This is a genomic window from Pseudomonas sp. GW821-FHT02B10, assembly GCF_059421865.1.
In genome coordinates, this window is the sequence record NZ_JBWKVU010000021.1 from 74745 (window position 1) to 95382 (window position 20638).

17 protein-coding genes and 4 pseudogenes are annotated in these 20638 nt (G+C 63.0%); 15 read left to right on the forward strand and 6 right to left on the reverse strand.

Annotated features, from left to right (window positions below; genetic code table 11):
• The first annotated feature begins 49 nt into the window (after window positions 1-49).
• Complete coding sequence (locus AC07VU_RS29915) at window positions 50-511, forward strand: YiiD C-terminal domain-containing protein (RefSeq protein ID WP_277588697.1); 462 nt, start codon at window positions 50-52, stop codon at window positions 509-511.
• 90 nt (window positions 512-601) lie between these two features.
• Here the strand turns inward: AC07VU_RS29915 and AC07VU_RS29920 are convergent.
• The 3 genes and pseudogenes from AC07VU_RS29920 to AC07VU_RS29930 all read right to left on the reverse strand — a co-directional run.
• A pseudogene (locus AC07VU_RS29920) lies at window positions 602-955 on the reverse strand (IS66 family transposase zinc-finger binding domain-containing protein); the annotation flags it as partial.
• A gap of 2 nt (window positions 956-957) precedes the next feature.
• Window positions 958-1448 (reverse strand): annotated as a pseudogene (locus tag AC07VU_RS29925) (phage integrase central domain-containing protein); the annotation flags it as partial.
• A gap of 104 nt (window positions 1449-1552) precedes the next feature.
• Window positions 1553-2467 (reverse strand): LysR family transcriptional regulator, encoded by a 915-nt coding sequence (locus tag AC07VU_RS29930; RefSeq protein ID WP_007924813.1) that lies wholly within the window; start codon window positions 2465-2467, stop codon window positions 1553-1555.
• A 270-nt stretch (window positions 2468-2737) separates the two neighbouring features.
• Here AC07VU_RS29930 and AC07VU_RS29935 point away from each other — a divergent pair, with 270 nt between their 5' ends.
• Entirely contained in the window at window positions 2738-3760 is a 1023-nt protein-coding gene (locus tag AC07VU_RS29935; protein WP_009044099.1) for a zinc-dependent alcohol dehydrogenase family protein, read from the forward strand.
• A 238-nt stretch (window positions 3761-3998) separates the two neighbouring features.
• The gene (gene pgm, locus AC07VU_RS29940) at window positions 3999-5642 is read left to right on the forward strand and encodes a phosphoglucomutase (alpha-D-glucose-1,6-bisphosphate-dependent) (RefSeq protein WP_495030989.1); all 1644 of its coding nucleotides are present in this window, start codon (window positions 3999-4001) and stop codon (window positions 5640-5642) included.
• A 212-nt stretch (window positions 5643-5854) separates the two neighbouring features.
• On the opposite strand, the gene AC07VU_RS29945 is transcribed toward pgm, so the two are convergent.
• The gene (locus AC07VU_RS29945; protein WP_457276507.1) at window positions 5855-6550 is read right to left on the reverse strand and encodes a pirin family protein; all 696 of its coding nucleotides are present in this window, start codon (window positions 6548-6550) and stop codon (window positions 5855-5857) included.
• 278 nt (window positions 6551-6828) lie between these two features.
• Here AC07VU_RS29945 and AC07VU_RS29950 point away from each other — a divergent pair, with 278 nt between their 5' ends.
• A complete protein-coding gene (locus tag AC07VU_RS29950) occupies window positions 6829-9288 on the forward strand; it encodes a UvrD-helicase domain-containing protein (protein ID WP_495030990.1) in 2460 nt (819 codons plus the stop codon).
• Between the two features lie 85 nt (window positions 9289-9373).
• On the opposite strand, the gene AC07VU_RS29955 is transcribed toward AC07VU_RS29950, so the two are convergent.
• Window positions 9374-9643 (reverse strand): DUF1652 domain-containing protein, encoded by a 270-nt coding sequence (locus tag AC07VU_RS29955; protein ID WP_007924808.1) that lies wholly within the window; start codon window positions 9641-9643, stop codon window positions 9374-9376.
• Between the two features lie 12 nt (window positions 9644-9655).
• On the opposite strand from AC07VU_RS29955, the gene AC07VU_RS29960 reads away from it, so the two are divergent.
• The 11 genes and pseudogenes from AC07VU_RS29960 to AC07VU_RS30010 all read left to right on the forward strand — a co-directional run bounded on the left by AC07VU_RS29960 (window position 9656) and on the right by AC07VU_RS30010 (window position 20358).
• Window positions 9656-9943, forward strand: a complete 288-nt coding sequence (locus AC07VU_RS29960) for a hypothetical protein (RefSeq protein ID WP_495030991.1) — start codon at window positions 9656-9658, stop codon at window positions 9941-9943.
• Window positions 9930-10745, forward strand: coding sequence for a helix-turn-helix domain-containing protein (locus AC07VU_RS29965; protein WP_101338140.1), 816 nt, complete (start codon window positions 9930-9932; stop codon window positions 10743-10745). Before AC07VU_RS29960 ends, AC07VU_RS29965 begins: the two co-directional genes overlap by 14 nt.
• Window positions 10746-10796: 51 nt before the next feature.
• Window positions 10797-12203, forward strand: coding sequence for an NAD(P)/FAD-dependent oxidoreductase (locus AC07VU_RS29970; RefSeq protein ID WP_457276504.1), 1407 nt, complete (start codon window positions 10797-10799; stop codon window positions 12201-12203).
• Between the two features lie 42 nt (window positions 12204-12245).
• Window positions 12246-12365, forward strand: a pseudogene (locus AC07VU_RS29975) (cupin domain-containing protein); the annotation flags it as partial.
• 473 nt (window positions 12366-12838) lie between these two features.
• Window positions 12839-14455, forward strand: coding sequence for a tryptophan 7-halogenase PrnA (gene prnA / locus AC07VU_RS29980; protein ID WP_495030992.1), 1617 nt, complete (start codon window positions 12839-12841; stop codon window positions 14453-14455).
• A complete protein-coding gene (gene prnB / locus AC07VU_RS29985) occupies window positions 14455-15540 on the forward strand; it encodes a monodechloroaminopyrrolnitrin synthase PrnB (RefSeq protein ID WP_495030993.1) in 1086 nt (361 codons plus the stop codon). The genes prnA and prnB overlap by 1 nt, the downstream gene beginning before the upstream one ends.
• Before the next feature lie 42 nt (window positions 15541-15582).
• On the forward strand, window positions 15583-17313 hold the full coding sequence (prnC, locus tag AC07VU_RS29990; RefSeq protein WP_053261390.1) for a monodechloroaminopyrrolnitrin halogenase PrnC: 1731 nt from the start codon (window positions 15583-15585) through the stop codon (window positions 17311-17313).
• A complete protein-coding gene (prnD, locus tag AC07VU_RS29995) occupies window positions 17310-18401 on the forward strand; it encodes an aminopyrrolnitrin oxygenase PrnD (protein WP_277588706.1) in 1092 nt (363 codons plus the stop codon). Before prnC ends, prnD begins: the two co-directional genes overlap by 4 nt.
• The gene (locus tag AC07VU_RS30000; protein ID WP_277588707.1) at window positions 18401-18559 is read left to right on the forward strand and encodes a PNPOx family protein; all 159 of its coding nucleotides are present in this window, start codon (window positions 18401-18403) and stop codon (window positions 18557-18559) included. Before prnD ends, AC07VU_RS30000 begins: the two co-directional genes overlap by 1 nt.
• Window positions 18556-19791 (forward strand): cation:proton antiporter, encoded by a 1236-nt coding sequence (locus AC07VU_RS30005; protein WP_495030994.1) that lies wholly within the window; start codon window positions 18556-18558, stop codon window positions 19789-19791. Before AC07VU_RS30000 ends, AC07VU_RS30005 begins: the two co-directional genes overlap by 4 nt.
• 24 nt (window positions 19792-19815) lie before the next feature.
• A complete protein-coding gene (locus tag AC07VU_RS30010) occupies window positions 19816-20358 on the forward strand; it encodes a flavin reductase family protein (RefSeq protein ID WP_053261386.1) in 543 nt (180 codons plus the stop codon).
• 49 nt (window positions 20359-20407) lie between these two features.
• Here AC07VU_RS30010 and AC07VU_RS30015 read toward each other — a convergent pair.
• A pseudogene (locus AC07VU_RS30015) lies at window positions 20408-20563 on the reverse strand (Tn3 family transposase); the annotation flags it as partial.
• Window positions 20564-20638: the final 75 nt, after the last annotated feature.

Below are 20638 nucleotides of genomic sequence, written 5' to 3' on the forward strand. Positions count from 1 at the left end.
GTCAGGAGATACTGATTCTTCCAACTACCGGATTAACGGAGCAGTGCCAATGTCTGATCTTCTGGACGTATCCCAAGCAAGCGCCATGCTGCGGAAAATGCTGCCGCTGTACGAGAGTATCGGGCTGACCGTTGAGCATATGAGCGATGTTCTGGAATGTTCGGTGCCGTTCTCCCGGCATAACCAGAACCATCTCGGTACTCTGCACGCGGGAGTGCAATGGTCGGCGGCGGAGATGCTGGGCGGGCTGCTCTATATGACGCACATGCAAACCCTGGGCAACTGCAGTCCCGTGGTCTGTGAGGTGAACATCAAATTCCTGAAAGCAGCCACCAGCCGCATACGGGCACGCACACGCTTCGATGCCGACCAGGTACAGGCACTTAAAACCACGCTGGACAGCGAGAACAAGGCTTTTTTTGACTTGAATATTGAGCTGCTTGATGATGCCGATCTGGTTGTCAGCACCGTGGTCGCCAAGTACCGCTACCGGCGCGCTACCTCCGACTGATTGGTGAGTGAGATATGTCTACGGATCATGTCTATTCATCCGTACTGACTGGATCAAGCTCATGATCGCAGTTGCCCGCTTGCCGCTGCATAGTGCCCCGGCGAACTTGGCCACCATCACGTGAGCCAGCAAGTCTGTGGTCGGGATACCTTTGTTGATCACCTGCGCCGGTACCGGTGCCTGGATCAGCGTTTCTCACTTTCGGCAGGCCCATTCCCACGCACATGCTGCTCAACCGTGAACACGCCCGACGTGTAATCCAGCTTTTCACTGACGTCTTCACCCATGCGCTGAAGTTGGCAGCCGCACGGGCACTGGGTCTTTTCTGGTTAAGGCCAAACGCTTGGGCTGCTGACGTAACCGGCGGACTCAATGGGTTCAACTCAGCCTCGCCGCGATATCGGTATCGAGCAAGTCGTCGAGCAGGCTGCTTTGGGCAGGGCTTTTTGTACCAGTTCACCAGGGCGGACCGGCAACCTGATCAACAGGCGCAGAAGAAACTTGCCCAGGTCGGCTGGTCTTTCGATCGCCGGGTTGCTGGTCACGACGTGCCGAATCTTTAGTTCCTCGATGCTACTGAGCACCACGTTGCGTTCCACCCAGCCTCGACCTTCGACAAAGCCCAGGATGGAACGGATGATGGTGCGTACGCGCCGGGCCATGGCCATGATGCGCTGACGACGCAGCTCCTTGATGATTGTAGTGATGTGCTCCAGCTTGATCTCGCCGACCGGTTTATTGCCGATGGCAGGCAAGATTTAGTCACATACTCAAAGGTGCGCTCTTCGTTGAGCAACCGTGAGATATGGTTGGTCACGTCGCGGAGTGCGCCGGGAGCAATGTCGTGCGCCTCGTTCAGGCCGATGTCGGGATAAGCACCGATCGAGAAACGGTTCTCCTTGCCATGCAGCCGATACTTCAAGCGCCAGCACTTGGCCCCATGAGTTCTGGAGTCCAGTGGAGCTGGACGGCCGGTCTTGGACTGAATTTAAGTATAAACACTTGTTAATAAAGTATTTTTTTGAGTTCGGTGGAATTCGGTTACAAGCTATCCGGGTCCCCGAAAAACATCTGAATCCGCGAGCGCAACCAGCGTTCCCCCGGGTCGTTGTCCTGGGAGCCGCGCCAGGCCATGTGCAGTTCGAAGGTGCGCACCGGCAGGGGCGGGTCTTCGGCGCGCACGCCGCCGGCGGCGGTCAGGGCTTCGGCGGTGTAGTCCGGCACGGTGGCGACGATGTCGGTGCCGGTGAGCAGGGTGCTCAGGCCGTTGAACTGCGGGACCGCGAGCACCACATGACGCTTGCGCCCGAGTTTTTCCAGCTCTTCATCGATAAAACCGCTGAGGTCACCGGCGAACGACACCAGGGCGTGGGGGCGGGCGCAGAAGTCGTCGAGGCTCAGGGCGCCGGGCATGCTGTCGGCCCGCAGCAGCTTGGGCAGGCTGCGGCGCAGCACCTTGCGCTTGGCGTTGGCCGGCAGGTCCTGGGTGTAGCTGACGCCGATGGAAATCTCGCCGGAGGCCAGCAGGGCCGGCATCAGCAGGTAGTTGGCGCGGCGCACCACCAGCACGATCCCCGGCGCCTCGGCGCGCAGGCGCTTGAGCAGCATCGGCAGCAGGGCGAACTCGACGTCGTCGGACAGGCCGATGCGGAACACCGCGGTGCTGGTCGCCGGGTCGAATTCGGCGGCGCGGCTGACCGCGGTGGAGATCGAGTCGAGGGCGGGCGAGAGCAGGGCGAAGATTTCCACCGCTCGGGCCGACGGCTCCATGCTGCGCCCGGTGCGCACGAACAGCGGATCGTCGAACAGGCTGCGCAGGCGCGACAGCGCCGCACTGATGGCCGGCTGGCCGAGGAAGAGTTTCTCCGCCGCCCGGGTCACGCTGCGTTCATGCATTAATGTTTCGAACACGATCAACAGGTTCAGGTCGACACGACGCAGGTCATTACGATTCATCTTGAGTCCTGGCAGAGTCAGCAAACTTGACGAGAGCGGCCATATGAGAACAATGGCCGGCATGAATCTTACGGGGAAAGGCTGCTACTCTGCACCGGCTAATTGTTTTTTCCTGTAAGGAACCCTTCGCTCCGGCACGCTGTTTCCCCGTTGTTGCAGGTGCTGCGGAATCAATGACAGGCATGTCGACTATTAATAGTCACTGATGGTCTTGGCCGGAAAGCCCAGATAGAGTTCAGGGCATTAGAGGTTACTTTGACGAGGTTTGCGATGTCCCGCACGATCCGTTTTCACAAGTTTGGTCCGGCCGAGGTGCTCAAGTGCGAAGAGCATGCGGCCGCTCTGCCTGCGCCAGGCGAAGTGCAGGTGCGTGTCGAAGCGATCGGCATCAGTTGGTACGACGTCCTTTGGCGCCAGAACCTGGCGTCTTCCCATGCCCGCCTGCCTTCCGGCCTTGGCCATGAGATGGCCGGCGTGGTGACTGCGGTCGGCGAAGGTGTCGACGACCTGGCCATTGGCGACAAGGTTGCCAGCTTCCCGGCCGAAAGCCCGAACGATTATCCGGTCTATGGCGAGCTGATTGTCCTGCCACGCTCGGCGTTGACCCGCTATCCCGATGTGCTCAGCCCGGTGGAAGCCGCGGTGCATTACACGCCGCTGCTGGTGGCCTACTTTGCCTATGTCGATCTGGCGCGGGTCAAGCCCGGGCAGTTCGCCCTGGTCACCGATGCCAGCCACTGCGCCGGTCCGTCCTTTGTCCAGTTGGGCAAGGCGCTCGGAGTGCGGGTGATTGCCGCGACCAAGACCGCTGAAGAGCGTGAGTACCTGCTGTCCCTGGGGGCCGAGAAAGTCATCGTCACCGAAGAGCAGGACCTGCTCATGCAGATCAACAAATACACCGACAACCGTGGTGTCGACGTGGTGTTCGATGGCCTGGGCGGTCCGCAGATGTCGATGCTCGGCGACGTCCTGGCGCCGCGCGGCAGCCTGGTGCTGTACGGCCTGCAAGGCGGCAACCAGACGCCGTTCCCGGCCTGCGCGGCATTCCAGAAGAACATCCAGTTCTTCGTGCACTGCATCGGCAACTTCACCGGCAAGCCCGAGCTGGGCATCATCCAGGACCAGGTGGCCTTGCAGCGCGCCTTGCGCGACATCAACCAGCTGACGGCGGATCGTGTGTTGCTGCCGCTGAAGACCCGGATCTTCCCGTTCAACGAGTTCGTCGAAGCCCACCGCTACATGGACGAGTGTCCTTGCCGCGAACGGGTCGCACTGCAGGTCGAACCGGCCTGATCCTGACGCCAGGGTTCGCCATCGCGCACTCTGGCGTTTCTGTCCTCGTGGTCACTCCCTTCCTTATTCCCGTCTCGATCCTGAGTGGCCTCTGTGCAGTTGCCGAGTATGGCCTGTCGAGCTGGCTGCTGCCCCTGCCGATTGTGCAAGCCTCCACGGATAGATCCCTTCGCGTTGCGGTCAAACTGCCAGTAAACTGCGCAGCACTCACCGAACCATCCATTTCCCGAGGTTTTGCATGACACTCAGTCCTTTTGCGGGCAAACCGGCACCGACAGAATTGCTGGTCGATCTTCCGCGACTGGTAACGGCCTACTACACCGGCCAGCCCGATGCCGCCATCTCTACCCAGCGGGTCGCCTTCGGCACCTCGGGGCATCGTGGCAGCTCGTTCGACCTGAGTTTCAATGAATGGCATGTCCTCGCCATCAGCCAGGCGATCTGCCTGTATCGCCAGGCCCAGGGTATCGATGGCCCGCTGTTTGTCGGCATCGACACTCACGCCCTGTCCACCCCGGCCGGTGCCAGCGCCCTGGAAGTGCTGGCCGCCAACGGCGTGACCGTGATGATCGCCGCGGGTGACGAGTACACCCCGACGCCGGCGGTGTCCCATGCGATTCTCTGCTACAACCGTGGTCGCACCAGCGGCCTGGCCGACGGCATCGTGATCACCCCGTCGCACAACCCGCCACAAAGCGGTGGCTACAAGTACAACCCCACCAACGGCGGCCCGGCTGACACCCACATCACCAAGTGGATCGAAGCCAAGGCCAACGAGCTGCTGGCCAACAAGCTGGCCGGTGTGAAGCGCATCAGCTACGAGCAGGCCCTGAAGGCCGACACCACCCATCGTCACGACTACGTCAACAGCTATGTCGCCGACCTGATCAACGTCATCGACCTGGACGCCATCCGCAATGCCAAGCTGCGCCTGGGCGTCGATCCGCTGGGCGGAGCAGGGGTGCGCTACTGGTCGGCGATTGCCGAGCACTATCGCCTGGACCTGGAAGTGGTCAACAAGGAAGTCGATGCGACTTTCCGTTTCATGTCCGTCGACTGGGATGGCCAGATCCGCATGGACCCGTCGTCCAGCTATGCAATGCAAGGCCTGATCGGCCTGAAGAGTCGTTTCGACGTAGCCTTCGGCTGCGACCCGGACCACGACCGTCACGGTATCGTGACCCCGACTGGCGGCCTGCTGGCGCCGAACAATTACCTGGCGGTGGCCATCGACTATCTGTTCCAGAACCGCCCGCACTGGCGCGCCGACGCGGCCGTGGGCAAGACCGTGGTCAGCAGCGGCCTGATCGACCGTGTGGCGGCGCGCCTGGGCCGTCGCCTGTACGAAGTGCCAGTGGGCTTCAAATGGTTCGCCGACGGCCTGTTCGACGGCTCCCTCGGCTTTGGCGGTGAAGAGAGCGCCGGCGCATCGTTCCTGCGCAAGGACGGCGGCGTCTGGAGCACCGACAAGGACGGCCTGATCCCGGCCTTGCTGGCCGCGGAAATGACCGCCCGCACCGGCCGCGACCCGAGCCAGGCCTACCGTGCCTTGTGCGACGAGTTGGGCGAGCCGTTCTCGGTGCGCGTCGATGCCAAGGCCAACCCGCAGCAGAAGGCGCTGCTAGGCAAGCTGTCGCCGGAGCAGGTGACCTCGACCCAGTTGGCCGGCGATAGCATCCAGAAGATCCTCAGCCACGCGCCGGGCAACGACCAGGCGATCGGCGGCCTCAAGGTCATGACCGAGAACGGCTGGTTCGCCGCGCGTCCATCGGGCACCGAAGACATCTACAAGATCTACGCCGAGAGTTTTATCGGCGACGATCACCTGAAGCAATTGGTGCAGGAAGCGCAGACCCTGGTGGACGGCGCGATCAGCGGCTGATCCAGCGGCGTTTCGCGGCAGACGAAAAAGGGGCGACCAGAAGGTCGCCCCTTTTTATTGCGGCTGTGTCTTGTAGGAGCGAGGTTTGCCCGCGATGGCTGCCGTTTGAGCGACAGCTAGCTTCAGTTGGAACGGAATCAGCTTCAGGGCTGCTTTGCAGCCCATCGCGAGCAAGCTTCGCTCCTACAGAGACGGAGCATTGCTTCGCTGTCTCAAGCCAGGTCCACCAGGACGATTTCGCTGTCCTCGAGGGCGGTGACTCGCAGCAGGCGTTCATCCTCCACCGCGACACCGTCTCGAGCTTCGGCGCGCAAGCCATTGACTTCAATCACCCCGGTCGCGGGCACCAGGTAGGCCCGGCGCCCTTTGTCCAGCGGGTATTCGGCGGACTCGCCGGCCTTCAGGTTGGCGGCTACCAGGCGCGCGTCGGCACGAATCCGCAGGCTCTGGTCATCGCCTTGCTTGCCGCTGGCCAGGGTCACGAAACCTTCGCGCTGGCCTTTGGGGAACGGCTTGGCACCCCAGGACGGCGCGGAGCCGGCCTCGTTGGGGATAATCCAGATCTGGAAGATCCTGGTTTCGCCGGCTTCCAGGTTGTATTCGCTGTGGGCAATCCCGGTACCGGCGCTCATCACCTGCACGTCGCCAGCCTCGGTGCGGCCCCGGTTGCCCAGGTTGTCCTGGTGGGTGATAGCACCTTCACGGACGTAGGTGATGATTTCCATGTCCCGGTGCGGGTGCTGCGGAAAACCGCTGCCGGGAGCGATCACGTCGTCGTTCCACACGCGCAGGTTGCCCCAGTTCATGCGTTTGGGGTCGTAGTACTCGGCGAACGAAAAGTGATGGTGGGCATCCAACCAGCCATGATGGGCGCCGCCCAGGGATTTGAAGGGTCTGAGTTCAAGCATGATCGTCTCCTGTCAGGGTTCGTCATGGGGCGCCTTGGTTGAGCCGCAAAACGAGACCAGTGGGTTGATGGCGCTCATCATCCATTAGCAAAGTATCGATAAAAAGCGCAAAAACTGCCGTTATCAGATCTAATAAATAGATATATTTTGTGGTCCTTCTTCTACTTCCAAACATTCAGTTCGGGGCTTAAGTGGATGACCTGTAAGCATTTCACTAGAAGTCATCGACGAATGAAGCGACCATACCGTCCCACACAGCCTCACACCCTGGAGTCAGCGTGCCGCAACACACCCCCGATCTTCCTCCCGAACTCTTGCCCCTGGCCGAAATGCCGCTGCTCAAGCGCTTGGCGGCCAGGTTCTTCGGTCATGGCCTCAGTCGCTTGCGCGCCCAGCATCGTGCGTCCTGGTTGCATGGCCAGGCGGACGGCTTTCGCAGCGGGCATACCGCTGGGGTGGAATACGGTTACCAGGAGGGCAAGGCCGAGGGACTGGAGCAGGGCCGTCAGGTCCTGCTGATTCGCGACAGCCGCTCCACCGAGCATCCGGCGCCCGGGGTAGACGATTATCTGTTCGACGACTGGCGCCTGCCGCTGAGCGCCGAACTGAAGAAGCGCATCAAGGCCGATGTTGGCCGCCTGCTGCCGGCCCATGCCCAGCCCAGCAGCGCGCAATGGAAGATGATCTTCAGCGAAACCCCATCCACCTCGGTGATTGCCGGCGCTGGCGCGGGCAAGTCGACCTCCCTGGTCCTGCGCATCCTGCTGCTCAACCATTACCTGGGCTTCGAGCTCGACTCGATGACCGTGGTGACCTTCACCCGCGAGTCGCGCAAGGACTTCATCAACAAGCTGCTGGAGGTGTTCGCGCTCTGGGGCCGGCCCCTGGGTCTCAAGGAGGCACGGGAACTGGTACGCACCTTCCACTCGCGCATCCTGCCGATGGTCCGCAGCCTGCCGGGTTTCGAGCGCCTGCAGGCGTTCGAGAACCTCAGCGATCGCCCGGTGGCGGGGGATCTGGAGGTCGACAGCAATCCCTTCGACCTGCGGATCAACGACGCCCAGCGCAAGCACCTGAATGCCTGTTACCACGCCCTGCACCGGTGTGACGGGCGTTTTCGCGAGGCGATCAAGCCGTTGCTGCGCCATGCCCTGCAACTCAAGGAGCTGGAGCGCGATCATCCGGACGTGCAAAAACGCATGGCCGTGACCGAACTGGCGGCCAAGCGCGACGAAGAGCTGTGCGACACCCTGGAAGACCTGTGGTTTCGTGCCGGAGCCTGGCCGATCAAGGGCATCGAGCCGAACCGGCAGACGGTCGAGATCAACGGCTCGCAGTTCCATTGCCATGGTTACGTCGCCGAGCTGGATGCCTGGGTGGTGCTGGGGTTCGACCCTCGGGAAAACCCGCAGTTGAGTCGCCCCGGATCGAAGCTTTCGGTGCGCGCGGAGTGGGCGGTAAAGCGCACCCTGTTTCAAGCTTTCTGCCGTAAGCCAATGATTTGGCTGGATAGTTACGATTCGGCAAAGCGCGTCCTGTCGTCCCTGGCCGGGGATGCCAGTGCCGGGCCGGGCTTCGACTACAAGGTCAAGGGCGAGCTGGCTTCGGCGCCGTTGCTGGACTGTTTTGTCGCCGCGGCCGGGTTTATCGAGAACCTCGGGCTGGACGTCTCGGTGGCCGTGGGCCAGATGGTGTTTGCCCGGGACGACCCGGATCGCTACTTCTTCGAGGCCCTGAGCCTGTTCTGGCGGGCGCTGGATGATCATCTGCTCGACCAGTCGCCGCCGATCATGAGCTACAACCGCATGTTCGCGCTGTTCGGCGAGAACACCCCGGAGAACTTCAAGCTGCTCAGCGATGAGCGCTTGCGGCCGATGTCGCACCTGATGATCGACGAATTCCAGGATGTCTCGCCGCAGATCGTCTCGTGGATTCGCGCCAGCCTGCGTGAAATCCGCAGTCGCGGGCCGGCAATGCATGTCGGCCGCGGGGCACAGCGCTCGTCGTTGCTCTGCGTAGGGGACGACTGGCAGTCGATCTACGGCTGGCGTGGCAGTTCGCCGAAATTCTTCATGGAGTTCAACAAGGAATTCCCGTCGCCGGCCACCACCCGAGTGATGCTCAGCGAGAATTATCGCAGCCACCAGCACATCATCGACGCCGCGGAACATATCGTCCGCGCCGCGCCGGCGATTGCCGGGAAGAAGGCCAAGGCCAGCGGCGACCCCAAGGAAGTGTTGCCGGTGAATGTGCTGGACCGCGACGACCAGGGGCTTGCAGCACGGCTGGCGGAGCACTATTGCAATGGCGATTCAATCTTGATGTTGTTTCGAAAAAGCAGCGATAAATCATTGATTGAAGAGCATATTTTTCCAATAGTTAATGTTGATTCTAGATTGCCGGCCGAGGACCGACGCCTCAAGCAACTGACCTATCACAGCTCCAAGGGCTTGCAGGCGGATGCGGTGTTCCTGCTGGGCGATTGCCAGCACCTGACCAGTTCGCCCTACAAGAACCAGGTCTATCGCATGGCCGGGCTGGGCAAGGATGGCGACAGCGAGCCCTACGACAATGCGCAGAAGGACGAGACCTTGCGCCTGGCCTATGTCGGCATCACCCGGGCGGTGAAACATTGCTACTGGTATGTGGACCGCCCGGACACCCAGGCGGCCAATGCACCCAAGGCGTCGGACCGGGTTCCCCAGGGCAAGCCGTTCTTCGCCGACCTGCGGGCCTGAAAAAGCCCGCGCGATGGCGGGCTTGAAAACAGTCTGGAGTGGCCTGGGGCCAGGAGCAGAGCGACTCTACGCTTTCAGAGCGACCCTAGGCTTTCAGCGCGAGTGGCGGCATGAAAGCCTCCAGCTCGTCTTCCACCGCCTCGATTATTCGCTCGACATCGGTGGCGTTCATCACGGTGGCGCAGGGGATGCCGGCAATGGCGATCATGGTCTCGCCGCTGGCACGATCGAAGAGCCGGGCGATCATGCTGCCGGGTGCATCCATGCTGGCCTCGAAGCCCATGGGGTGAAAATGCCAGCGCATCAGCTGGCAGGCGTTGGGAAAGGTGACTTTGCTGGCGGAGACTCTATTCATGGATTGCCCACCTTGATCAATGAGCGCTTCCTTGTGCTCGCGGTAGGTACGGAAGGGCCGTCACTGGACCAACCTGTGGAGCTTTTAAAAATAGCACCGGGATATGACATTCAACGGTTTTTTTCAGGCCGTTTGGCGATTGTCTGGCACTTTTTTGATGCAGGTCATTTCCGCCCGCGGTTTAGGCAAACGCCAGTATCCAGGGGCCATGCATTGGCCATTGAAGCGTTGGACGAACTTCGGCAAGCTGCGCCTTTCTGTCCCCTGAACCGTTATATCTGCCCCTATGTCTTCCCTTGATGATGGCCCGGCGCAAACCCAGGCCACCGGCGAGACGGTGCTGCGCTATCACCTGTGCTGGAAGCACCGCGACCTCGATGGCGTCATGGCGCTGTATCACCCGCAAATCCAGTACAACGACTTTTTCCAGAACCGCACCCTGGGCCTGGACGAGCTGCGCGAATACGTGCGCAACAGCATGCCGCGCGCGCCCGACGAGGCCCTGGAGCACAGCGACCGCATCCGCCTGGACGGCAACACCGCGTTCATTCAATACCAGGTGACCCTGCGCGGCGGGCAGGGCCTGGTGTCGTTTCGCGCCAGCGAGGCGATCACCGTGCGCGACGGCCTGATCTGGCGCGTCAACGAATACGCCTCGCTGGTGCGCGAGGCCGCGCCGGGCAAGGCCCAAGGCAGTGCGCGGCCGGCGGTCAGCCGCCTGGGGCTGTCGCCGCGCCAGCTGAGTTTCATGGCCGAGGACCTGCAGCAGTACTTCGAGCGCCAGCAGCCGTACCTCGACCCCGAGCTGGACCTGCAGCGGGTGGCGAAGGAGTGCGGCTACAGCCGCAACCAGATCTCCTACCTGCTCAACCAAGTGCTGGGGCAGAGCTTCTACCGCTATGTGAACCAGGCGCGCCTGCAGCATCTGCTGGCGGCCCTGGACCAGGCGACGCCGCCGGTGCGCATCGACGAGCTGGCGTTCGCAGCTGGCTTCAACTCGCTGTCGGCGTTCTACAGCTGTTTCCGCCAGCACACCGGCCTGTCGCCCAAGGCCTACGCCAAGCAAATTTCTTTGCGTGCACGCGCGCAAGACAACCCCTGAGCCCAGGCACTAGGATCGACGCCATCGAAGTTCGGATGGCGGAGTGCGTGTATGCCTGCGTGGCGCAATATCAGTTTGTGGATGGATCAGCTCGACGAGCCGCTGCTGGCCCGGCCGTCGCTGGAGCAGGACCTGGATGTCGACGTGGCGATCATCGGCGCCGGTTATACCGGGCTGTGGACCGCCTATTACCTCAAGCGCCTGGCGCCGACCCTGAACATCGCCATCGTCGAGGCGCAGACCGCCGGCTTCGGCGCCTCCGGGCGCAACGGCGGTTGGCTGATGGGCAACCTTTTGGGGGAGGACCGGTTGCTGGCCGGGCTGAGCCCCGAACAGCGCCGCGCCTCCTTCGACCTGCTACACGGCATTCCCGATGAAGTGGCCATCGTCCTTGAACGCGAAGGCATCGACTGCGACTACCGCAAGGGCGGGGTGCTGTACTGCGCGGCGCGTTACCCCGAGCAGGAAATCACTCAGCGCCGCTACCTGGACAAGCTCTACCGCCAGGGCCTCGACGAGCGCGACTACCGCTGGCTGAGCCCCGAGCAACTGGCCCGGCAGATCCGCGTGGCCAAGGCCTACGGCGGCATCTACGCGCCCCATTGCGCGACCATCCAGCCGGCCAAGCTGGTGCGCGGCCTGGCCCGGGCCGTGGAGCGCCTGGGCGTGCCGATCTACGAAAACAGCCCGGTCAGCCACTGGCAGGCCGGCAGCCTGCAAACCGCCAAGGCCAGCGTGCGTTGCCGCTGGATAGTGCCGGCGGTGGAGGGCTATTCGGTGACCTTGCCGCCCCTGGGCCGTTACCAGTTGCCGGTGCAAAGCCTGCTGGTGGCCACCGAGCCCTTGTCGGCCGCGACCTGGGATGAGATCGGCCTGAACCAGGGCCAGGCGTTCAGCGAAAGCAGTCGCCAGGTGACCTACGGCCAGCGCACCGCGGATAACCGCCTGGTGTTCGGCGCCCGCGGCGGTTACCAGTTCGCCGGCAAGCTGCGTCACGACTTCGACCTGACCCGCAGTGAAGTCGAGCTGCGGCGCTACCTGCTCAGCGAGCTTTTCCCGCAGCTGAAAAATGTGCGGATCACCCACTCATGGGGCGGCAACCTGGGCATGTCCCGGCACTTCCGGCCGCACATGCTCTGCGACCGCCAGCGCGGCATCGCCTTGTCCGGCGGCTACGGCGGCGAAGGCGTGGGCGCCAGCAACCTCGGCGGGCGGACCCTGGCCGCATTGATTCTCCAGAGCAACAACGAATTGACGCGCCAGCCGTGGGTGATCTCCGAGGGCGGCCTCGACGCCTTGCGCGCCTGGGAGCCGGAGCCGTGCCGCTGGCTGGGCTACAACGCGATCATTCGCAGTTTCGTCCATGAAGACCAGACCCTGGCCAGCCCGGCCACGCCGCCCTGGCGCCGACGGCTGGCCAGCCGGGTGGCGGGCTTCATGGAAGGCCTGATGCACTGACCAGGTTTTTGACAGCGGTTTTTTCCATCGACAGGTAGCGCCATGAGCATCACTCAATTCAAGAACACCGCCCACGCCACCCTGGAGCAATCGACTCCGGTGGCCGTGCCCCTGGGCAGCCCGGTCGCTGGCGGGCACTTCTTGTCTGGCAATAGAGGAGATTGAATCCCCTAAGCGGGAAATACAGAGGGTGACCTGTTTGCCCTGTCGAATCTGTGGATGGCCCGCCGACATTTGCTGACCAGCGCAGGAGAGGTGCGCCTTTGATGCGGAAAGTGGCCGCAGCGGGGGCTCGCGCCGGCTGAAAACAGCGAAATGAGCGAGTGATCCGATCATTTTTGATCGGCTCGCCTCTTTCAAAATCGGCGGTGGATGAAGTCAGCCCAAAATACATGGCTACTTCAGACCATCCTTAGCGGCGGGCTGATTAGGCGCAAAAAAACGTACGCAAAACTTTTCGTTATACCGAATGCCTTTGCGTTTCAGTTTGTTAATTCGGAAACGGAATTTGCGTCGTTTTTCCGGCAGGCTAGAGTCTAAATCTCACAGCACATTGATGTGCCTCTTGCACGGATGCACGGAGACTGGCGGCCTTCCCCTCGTCACAGGCAGGCCGCCTTGAAACAGGGAGTGTTATGAACAAGCCGATCAAGAATATCGTCATCGTGGGCGGCGGCACTGCGGGCTGGATGGCCGCCTCGTACCTCGTCCGGGCGCTCCAACAGCAGGCGAACATTACGCTCATCGAGTCTGAAGCGATCCCCCGGATCGGCGTGGGCGAGGCGACCATCCCGAGTTTGCAGAAGGTGTTCTTCGACTTCCTCGGGATACCGGAGCGGGAGTGGATGCCCCAAGTGAACGGCGCGTTCAAGGCCGCGATCAAGTTCGTGAACTGGAGGAAGTCTCCCGACTCCTCGCGCGACGATCATTTCTACCATTTGTTCGGCAACGTGCCGAACTTCGACGGCGTGCCGCTTACCCACTACTGGCTGCGCAAGCGCGAACAGGGTTTCCAGCAGCCGATGGAGTACGCGTGCTACCCGCAGGCCGCGGCGCTCGACGGCAAGCTGGCGCCGTGCCTGCCCGATGGCACCCGCCAGATGTCCCACGCGTGGCACTTCGACGCGCACCTGGTGGCTGACTTCTTGAAGCGCTGGGCCGTCGAACGCGGGGTGAAGCGCGTGGTCGACGAGGTCGTGGATGTTCACCTGAACGAGCGCGGCTACATCTCCAGCCTGTTCACCAAGGAGGGACGGACGCTGGAGGCGGACCTGTTCATCGACTGCTCCGGCATGCGGGGGCTCCTGATCAATCAGGCCCTGAAGGAGCCCTTCATCGACATGTCCGACTACCTGTTGTGCGACAGCGCGGTCGCCAGCGCCGTGCCCAACGACGACGCGCGCGAGGGGGTCGAGCCGTACACCTCCGCGATCGCCATGAACTCGGGGTGGACCTGGAAGATTCCGATGCTGGGCCGGTTCGGCAGCGGCTACGTCTTCTCGAGCAAGTTCACCTCGCGCGACCAGGCCACCGCCGACTTCCTCAACCTCTGGGGCCTCTCGGACAATCAGCCGCTCAACCAGATCAAGTTCCGGGTCGGGCGCAACAAGCGGGCGTGGGTCAACAACTGCGTCTCGATCGGGCTGTCGTCGTGCTTTCTGGAGCCCCTGGAATCGACGGGAATCTACTTCATCTACGCGGCGCTTTACCAGCTCGTGAAGCACTTCCCCGACACCTCGTTCGACCCGCGGTTGCGCGACGCATTCAACGCCGAGATCGTCTATATGTTCGACGACTGCCGAGACTTCGTCCAAGCGCACTATTTCACCGCGTCGCGCGAAGACACGCCGTTCTGGCTCGCGAACCGGCACGAGCTGCGGCTCTCGGACGCCATCCAAGAGAAGGTTCAGCGCTACAAGGCGGGGCTGCCGCTGACCACCACGTCGTTCGACGATTCCACGTACTACGAGACCTTCGACTACGAATTCAAGAACTTCTGGTTGAACGGCAACTACTACTGCATCTTTGCCGGCTTGGGCATGCTGCCCGACCGGTCGCTGCCGCTCTTGCAGCACCGGCCGGAGTCGATCGAGAAGGCCGAGGCGATGTTCGCCAGCATCCGGCGCGAGGCCGAGCGTCTGCGCACGAGCCTGCCGACGAACTACGACTACCTGCGGTCGCTGCGTGACGGCGACGCTGGGCGGTCTCGCGGCCAGCGCGGGCCGACGCTCGCGGCGCAGGAAATCCTGTAGTGGAACGCACCTTGGACCGGGTAGGCGCATTCACAGTCACGCACGCTGCCGTGGCGGCCTGTGATCCGTTGCAGGCGCGCGCGCTCGTTCTGCAGCTGCCGGGCCTGAACCGTAACAAGGACGTGCCGGGCATCGTCGGCTTGTTGCGCGAGTTCCTCCCGGCGCGCGGCGTGCCCTCCGGCTGGGGCTTCGTCGAAGCCGCCGCCGCGATGCGGGACATCGGGTTCTTCCTGGGGTCGCTCAAGCGGCACGGACACGAGCCCGCGGAGGTGGTGCCCGGCCTTGAGCCGGTGCTGCTCGACCTGGCGCGCGCGACCGACCTGCCGCCGCGCGAGACACTCCTGCATGTGACGGTCTGGAACCCCGCGGCGGCCGACGCGCAGCGCAGCTACACCGGGCTGCCCGACGAAGCGCACCTGCTCGAGAGCGTGCGCATCTCGATGGCGGCCCTCGAGGCGGCCATCGCGGTGACCGTCGAGCTGTCCGATGTCTCCCTGCGGTCGCCCGCATTCGCGCAAGGGTGCGACGAGCTGGAAGCCTATCTGCAGAAAATGGTCGAATCGATCGTCTACGCGTATCGCTTCATCTCGCCGCAGGTCTTCTACGATGAGCTGCGCCCCTTCTACGAACCTATTCGAGTCGGGGGCCAGAGCTACCTCGGCCCCGGTGCCGTAGAAATGCCCCTCTTCGTGCTGGAGCACGTCCTGTGGGGCTCGCAATCGAACGACCAAGCTTATCGAGAATTCAAAGAGACGTACCTGCCCTACGTGCTTCCCGCGTACAGGGCGGTCTACGCTCGGTTCTCCGGAGAGCCGGCGCTCATCGACCGCGCGCTCGACGAGGCGCGAGCGGTCGGTGCGCGGGACGAGCACGTCCGGGCTGGGCTGACAGCCCTCGAGCGGGTCTTCAAGGTCCTGCTGCGCTTCCGGGCGCCTCACCTCAAATTGGCGGAGCGGGCGTACGAAGTCGGGCAAAGCGGCCCCACAATCGGCAGCGGGGGGTACGCGCCCAGCATGCTCGGTGAACTACTCACGCTCACGTATGCCGCGCGGTCCCGCATCCGCGCCGCGATCGACGAATCCTGATGCGCGCGACCAAGTGTTATCTCACAAGGAGAGTTTGCCCCCATGACTCAGAAGAGCCCCGCGAACGGACACGATAGCAACCACTTCGACGTAATCATCCTCGGCTCGGGCATGTCCGGTACCCAGATGGGGGCCATCTTGGCCAAACAACAGTTTCGCGTGCTGATCATCGAGGAGTCGTCGCACCCGCGGTTCACGATTGGCGAATCGTCGATCCCCGAGACGTCTCTCATGAACCGCATCATCGCCGATCGCTACGGCATTCCGGAGCTCGACCACATTACGTCGTTCTACTCGACGCAACGCTACGTCGCGTCGAGCACGGGCATCAAGCGCAACTTCGGCTTCGTGTTCCACAAGCCCGGCCAGGAGCACAACCCGAAGGAGTTCACGCAGTGCGTGATTCCCGAGCTGCCGTGGGGGCCGGAGAGCCATTATTACCGGCAGGACGTCGACGCCTATCTGTTGCAAGCGGCCATCAAATACGGCTGCACGGTCCGCCAGAAGACGAGCGTGACCGAATATCACGCGGACAAGGACGGCGTAGCGGTGACCACCGTCCAGGGCGATCGGTTCACCGGCCGGTACATGATCGACTGCGGAGGACCCCGCGCGCCGCTCGCGACCAAGTTCGGGCTCCGCGAAGAGCCGTGTCGCTTCAAGACGCACTCGCGCAGCCTCTACACGCACATGCTCGGGGTCAAGCCGTTCGACGACATTTTCAAGGTCAAGGGGCAGCGCTGGCGCTGGCACGAAGGGACCTTGCACCACATGTTCACGGGCGGCTGGCTCTGGGTGATTCCGTTCAACAACCACCCGCGGTCGACCAACAACCTGGTGAGCGTCGGCCTGCAGCTCGACCCGCGTGTCTACCCGAAAACGGACATTTCCGCGCAGCAGGAATTCGACGAGTTCCTCGCGCGGTTCCCGAGCATCGCGGCGCAGTTCCGGGACGCCGTGCCAGTGCGCGACTGGGTCAAGACCGACCGCCTGCAGTTCTCGTCGAACGCCTGCGTCGGCGACCGTTACTGCCTGATGCTGCACGCGAATGGGTTTATCGACCCGCTCTTCTCCCGGGGGCTCGAGAACACCGCGGTGACCATCCACGCGCTCGCGGCGCGCCTCATCAAAGCGCTGCGCGACGACGACTTCTCCCCCGAGCGCTTCGAGTACATCGAGCGCCTGCAGCAAAAGCTTCTGGACCACAACGACGACTTCGTCAGCTGCTGCTACACGGCGTTCTCGGACTTCCGCCTATGGGACGCGTTCCACAGGCTGTGGGCGGTCGGCACAATCCTCGGGCAGTTCCGGCTCGTGCAAGCCCACGCGAGGTTCCGCGCGTCGCGCGACGAGGGCGACCTCGATCACCTCGACAACGATCCCCCGTATCTCGGGTACCTGTGCGCGGACATGGAGGAGTACTACCAGTTGTTCAACGACGCCAAGGCCGAGGTCGAGGCCGTGAGCGCCGGGCGCAAGCCGGCGGAGGAGGCCGCGGCGCGGATTCACGCCCTCATCGACGAACGAGACTTCGCCAAGCCGATGTTCGGCTTCGGGTACTGCATCACCGGGGACAAGCCGCAGCTCAACAACTCGAAGTACAGCCTGGTGCCGGCGATGAAGCTGATGCACTGGACGCAAACCAGCGCGCCGGCAGAGGTGAAAAAGTACTTCGACTACAACCCGATGTTCGCGCTGCTCAAGGCGTACATCACGACCCGCATCGGCCTGGCGCTGAAAAGTAGTCGGCCGACGACGACAGAAAAACGATGAACGACATTCAATTGGATCAAGCGAGCATCAAGAAGCGTGCCCCGGGGGCGTACGACGCGACTACGCGCCTGGCCGCGAGCTGGTACGTCGCGATGCGCTCGGACGACCTCAAGGACAAGCCGACGGAGTTGACGCTCTTCGGCCGTCCCTGCGTGGCGTGGCGCGGAGCGACGGGGCGGGCCGTGGTGATGGACCGCCACTGCTCGCACCTGGGCGCGAACCTGGCTGACGGGCGGGTCAAGGACGGGTGCCTCCAGTGCCCGTTTCACCACTGGCGGTACGACGAGCAGGGCCAGTGCGTTCACATCCCCGGCCACAGCCAGGCGGTGCCCCGGCTGGAGCCCGTGCCGCGCGGGGCGCGCCAGCCGACGTTGGTCACCGTCGAGCGATACGGCTACGTGTGGGTCTGGTACGGCTCCCCGCAGCCGCTGCACCCGCTGCCCGAAATCGCCGCGGCCGACGTCGACAACGGCGACTTTATGCACCTGCACTTCGCGTTCGAGACGACGACGGCGGTCTTGCGGATCGTCGAGAACTTCTACGACGCGCAGCACGCGACCCCCGTGCACGCGCTCCCGGTCTCGGCCTTCGAGCTCAAGCTCTTCGACGATTGGCGCCGGTGGCCGGAGGTTGAGTCGCTGGCCCTGGCGGGCGCGTGGTTCGGTGCCGGGATCGATTTCACCGTGGACCGGTACTTCGGCCCCCTCGGCATGCTGTCGCGCGCGCTCGGCCTGAACATGTCGCAGATGAACCTGCACTTCGATGGCTACCCCGGCGGGTGCGTCATGACCGTCGCCCTGGACGGAAACATCAAATACAAGCTGCTCCAGTGTGTGACGCCGGTGAGCGACGGCAAGAACGTCATGCACATGCTCATCTCGATCAAGAAGGTGGGCGGCATCCTGCGCCGGGCGACTGACTTCGTGCTGTTCGGGCTGCAGACCAGGCAGGCGGCGGGGTACGACGTCAAAATCTGGAATGGGATGAAGCCGGACGGCGGCGGCGCGTACAGCAAGTACGACAAGCTGGTGCTCAAGTACCGTGCGTTCTACCGGGGCTGGGTCGACCGCGTCGCGAGTGAGCGGTGATGCGTGAAGCCGAGCCGGTTTCGGCCGTATCGCTGCGCCAGGTGCTCGCGAAGCTGGCGAGCGGCGTCACGGTCATCACGGCGTACGGCGCGGCGGGCCCGCTTGGGTTCGCGGCCACCCGCTGCGTGTCGGTGTCGCTCTTGCCGAGGCATTCATGACTATCTGGCTGTTGCAACTCATGCTGGTGATCGCGCTCTGCAACGTCTGCGGCCGCATTGCCGAACGGCTCGGCCAGTGCGCGGTCGTCGGCGAGATCGCGGCCGGTCTGCTGTTGGGGCCTTCGCTGTTGGGCATGATCGCACCGAGTTTCTACGAACTGTTGTTCGGCCCAAGTGCGCTGTCAGCGATGGCGCAAGTCAGCGAAGTCGGCCTGATACTGCTGATGTTTCAGGTCGGTCTGCATATGGAATTGGGCGAGACGCTGCGCGGCAAGCGCTGGCGCATGCCCGTCGCGATCGCAGCGGGCGGGCTCGTCGCACCGGCCGCGATCGGCATGATCGTCGCCATCGTCTCGAAAGACACGCTCGCCAGCGACGCACCGGCGCTGCCCTATGTACTCTTCTGCGGTGTCGCACTTGCGGTATCGGCGGTGCCGGTGATGGCGCGCATCATCGACGACCTGGAGCTCAGCGCCATGATGGGCGCACGGCACGCAATGTCTGCCGCGATGCTGACGGATGCGCTCGGATGGATGCTGCTTGCAACGATTGCCTCGCTATCGAGCGGGCCTGGCTGGGCATTTGCGCGCATGCTCCTCAGCCTGCTCGCGTATCTGGGGCTGTGCGCGCTCCTGGTGCGCTTCGTGGTTCGACCGACGCTTGCGCGGCTCGCATCGACTGCGCATGCGGCGCGCGACCGCTTGGCCGTGTTGTTCTGCTTCGTAATAGCGTCGGCACTCGCGACGTCGCTGATCGGATTCCATAGCGCATTTGGCGCGCTTGCGGCGGCGCTGTTCGTGCGGCGCGTGCCCGGCGTCGCGAAGGAGTGGCGCGACAACGTCGAAGGTTTCGTCAAGCTTGTGCTGATGCCCGTGTTCTTCGCGTATGCGGGGCTGCATGCGTCGGTCGGCACGATCGACGACGCGGCATCATGGATGTGGTTCGGTGTATTCCTCGCGGGCGGATTCATCGGCAAGTTTGGTGGCAGCTATCTGGGCGCGCGTGCCACCGGGCTTGCGCCACACGATGCGATGCTGGTGAGCTCGTTGATGAATACGCGCGGCTTGATGGAGCTGATCGTCCTGTCAATCGGTCTGCAGATGCAGATCCTTCCGCCAAGGGTCTACACGATCCTCGTGGTGTTCGCGCTGGTGACCACGGCGCTGACCGCACCGTTGATTCGATTCACGCTGCGCGTGCAATCGCGCGCAATGAGCCAACAGGCTGCCTGAGCCAGCTTGAGGGGAGAGATCACCATGAATGCCGCCACCGAAACCAAGGCTCACGATTTGCTCGATGCCGAGGGCCGCGGTGTCCGCGAACTTCGTAACTTGCTGGGACAGTTCGCTACCGGTGTGACCGTGATCACCACGCGCACCGCTGACGGCCGCAACGTCGGTGTGACCGCCAACTCGTTCTCCTCGCTGTCGCTGTCGCCGGCGCTGGTGCTCTGGAGCCTGGCACGCACGGCACCGAGCCTGAAGGTTTTTTGCTCAGCGAGCCACTTCGCCATCAACGTGCTGGGCGCGCACCAGCACCACTTGTCGGAGCAGTTCGCACGGGCAGCAGCTGACAAGTTCGCCGGTGTAGCTCATTCCTATGGCAAGGCGGGAGCCCCGGTGCTGGACGATGTGGTGGCAGTGCTGGTGTGCCGCAACGTCACCCAGTACGAGGGCGGTGACCACCTGATCTTCATTGGCGAGATCGAACAATACCGATACAGCGGCGCAGAACCGCTGGTCTTCCATGCAGGCCAGTACCGGGGTTTGGGGGAGCAATGGAACAGAAAGTGCTCTTAAGCTCGAATAGCCCGGTTTGTGTGATCTTTTGGCGGGAGGGGCACTGATCTTCGTCTGGGTTGTGTAGTGGCCGCAGTTCACCTCGGGCGACTTCTTCCGGTACCGCAAAGAAGTACTGCCCCAACATATTGATGTGCTCGAAGATCAGCGACGACAACCTAGCCAGATCCTCGTCCTGTACCGGGTAGCCGTGCTGTTTTAACTGTAGTGGTCTAATGAAATCTATGGTCACCCCCATTTTTGCAATGCTGATTAACGGGTGAAGTGGTTGGCTTGCTTA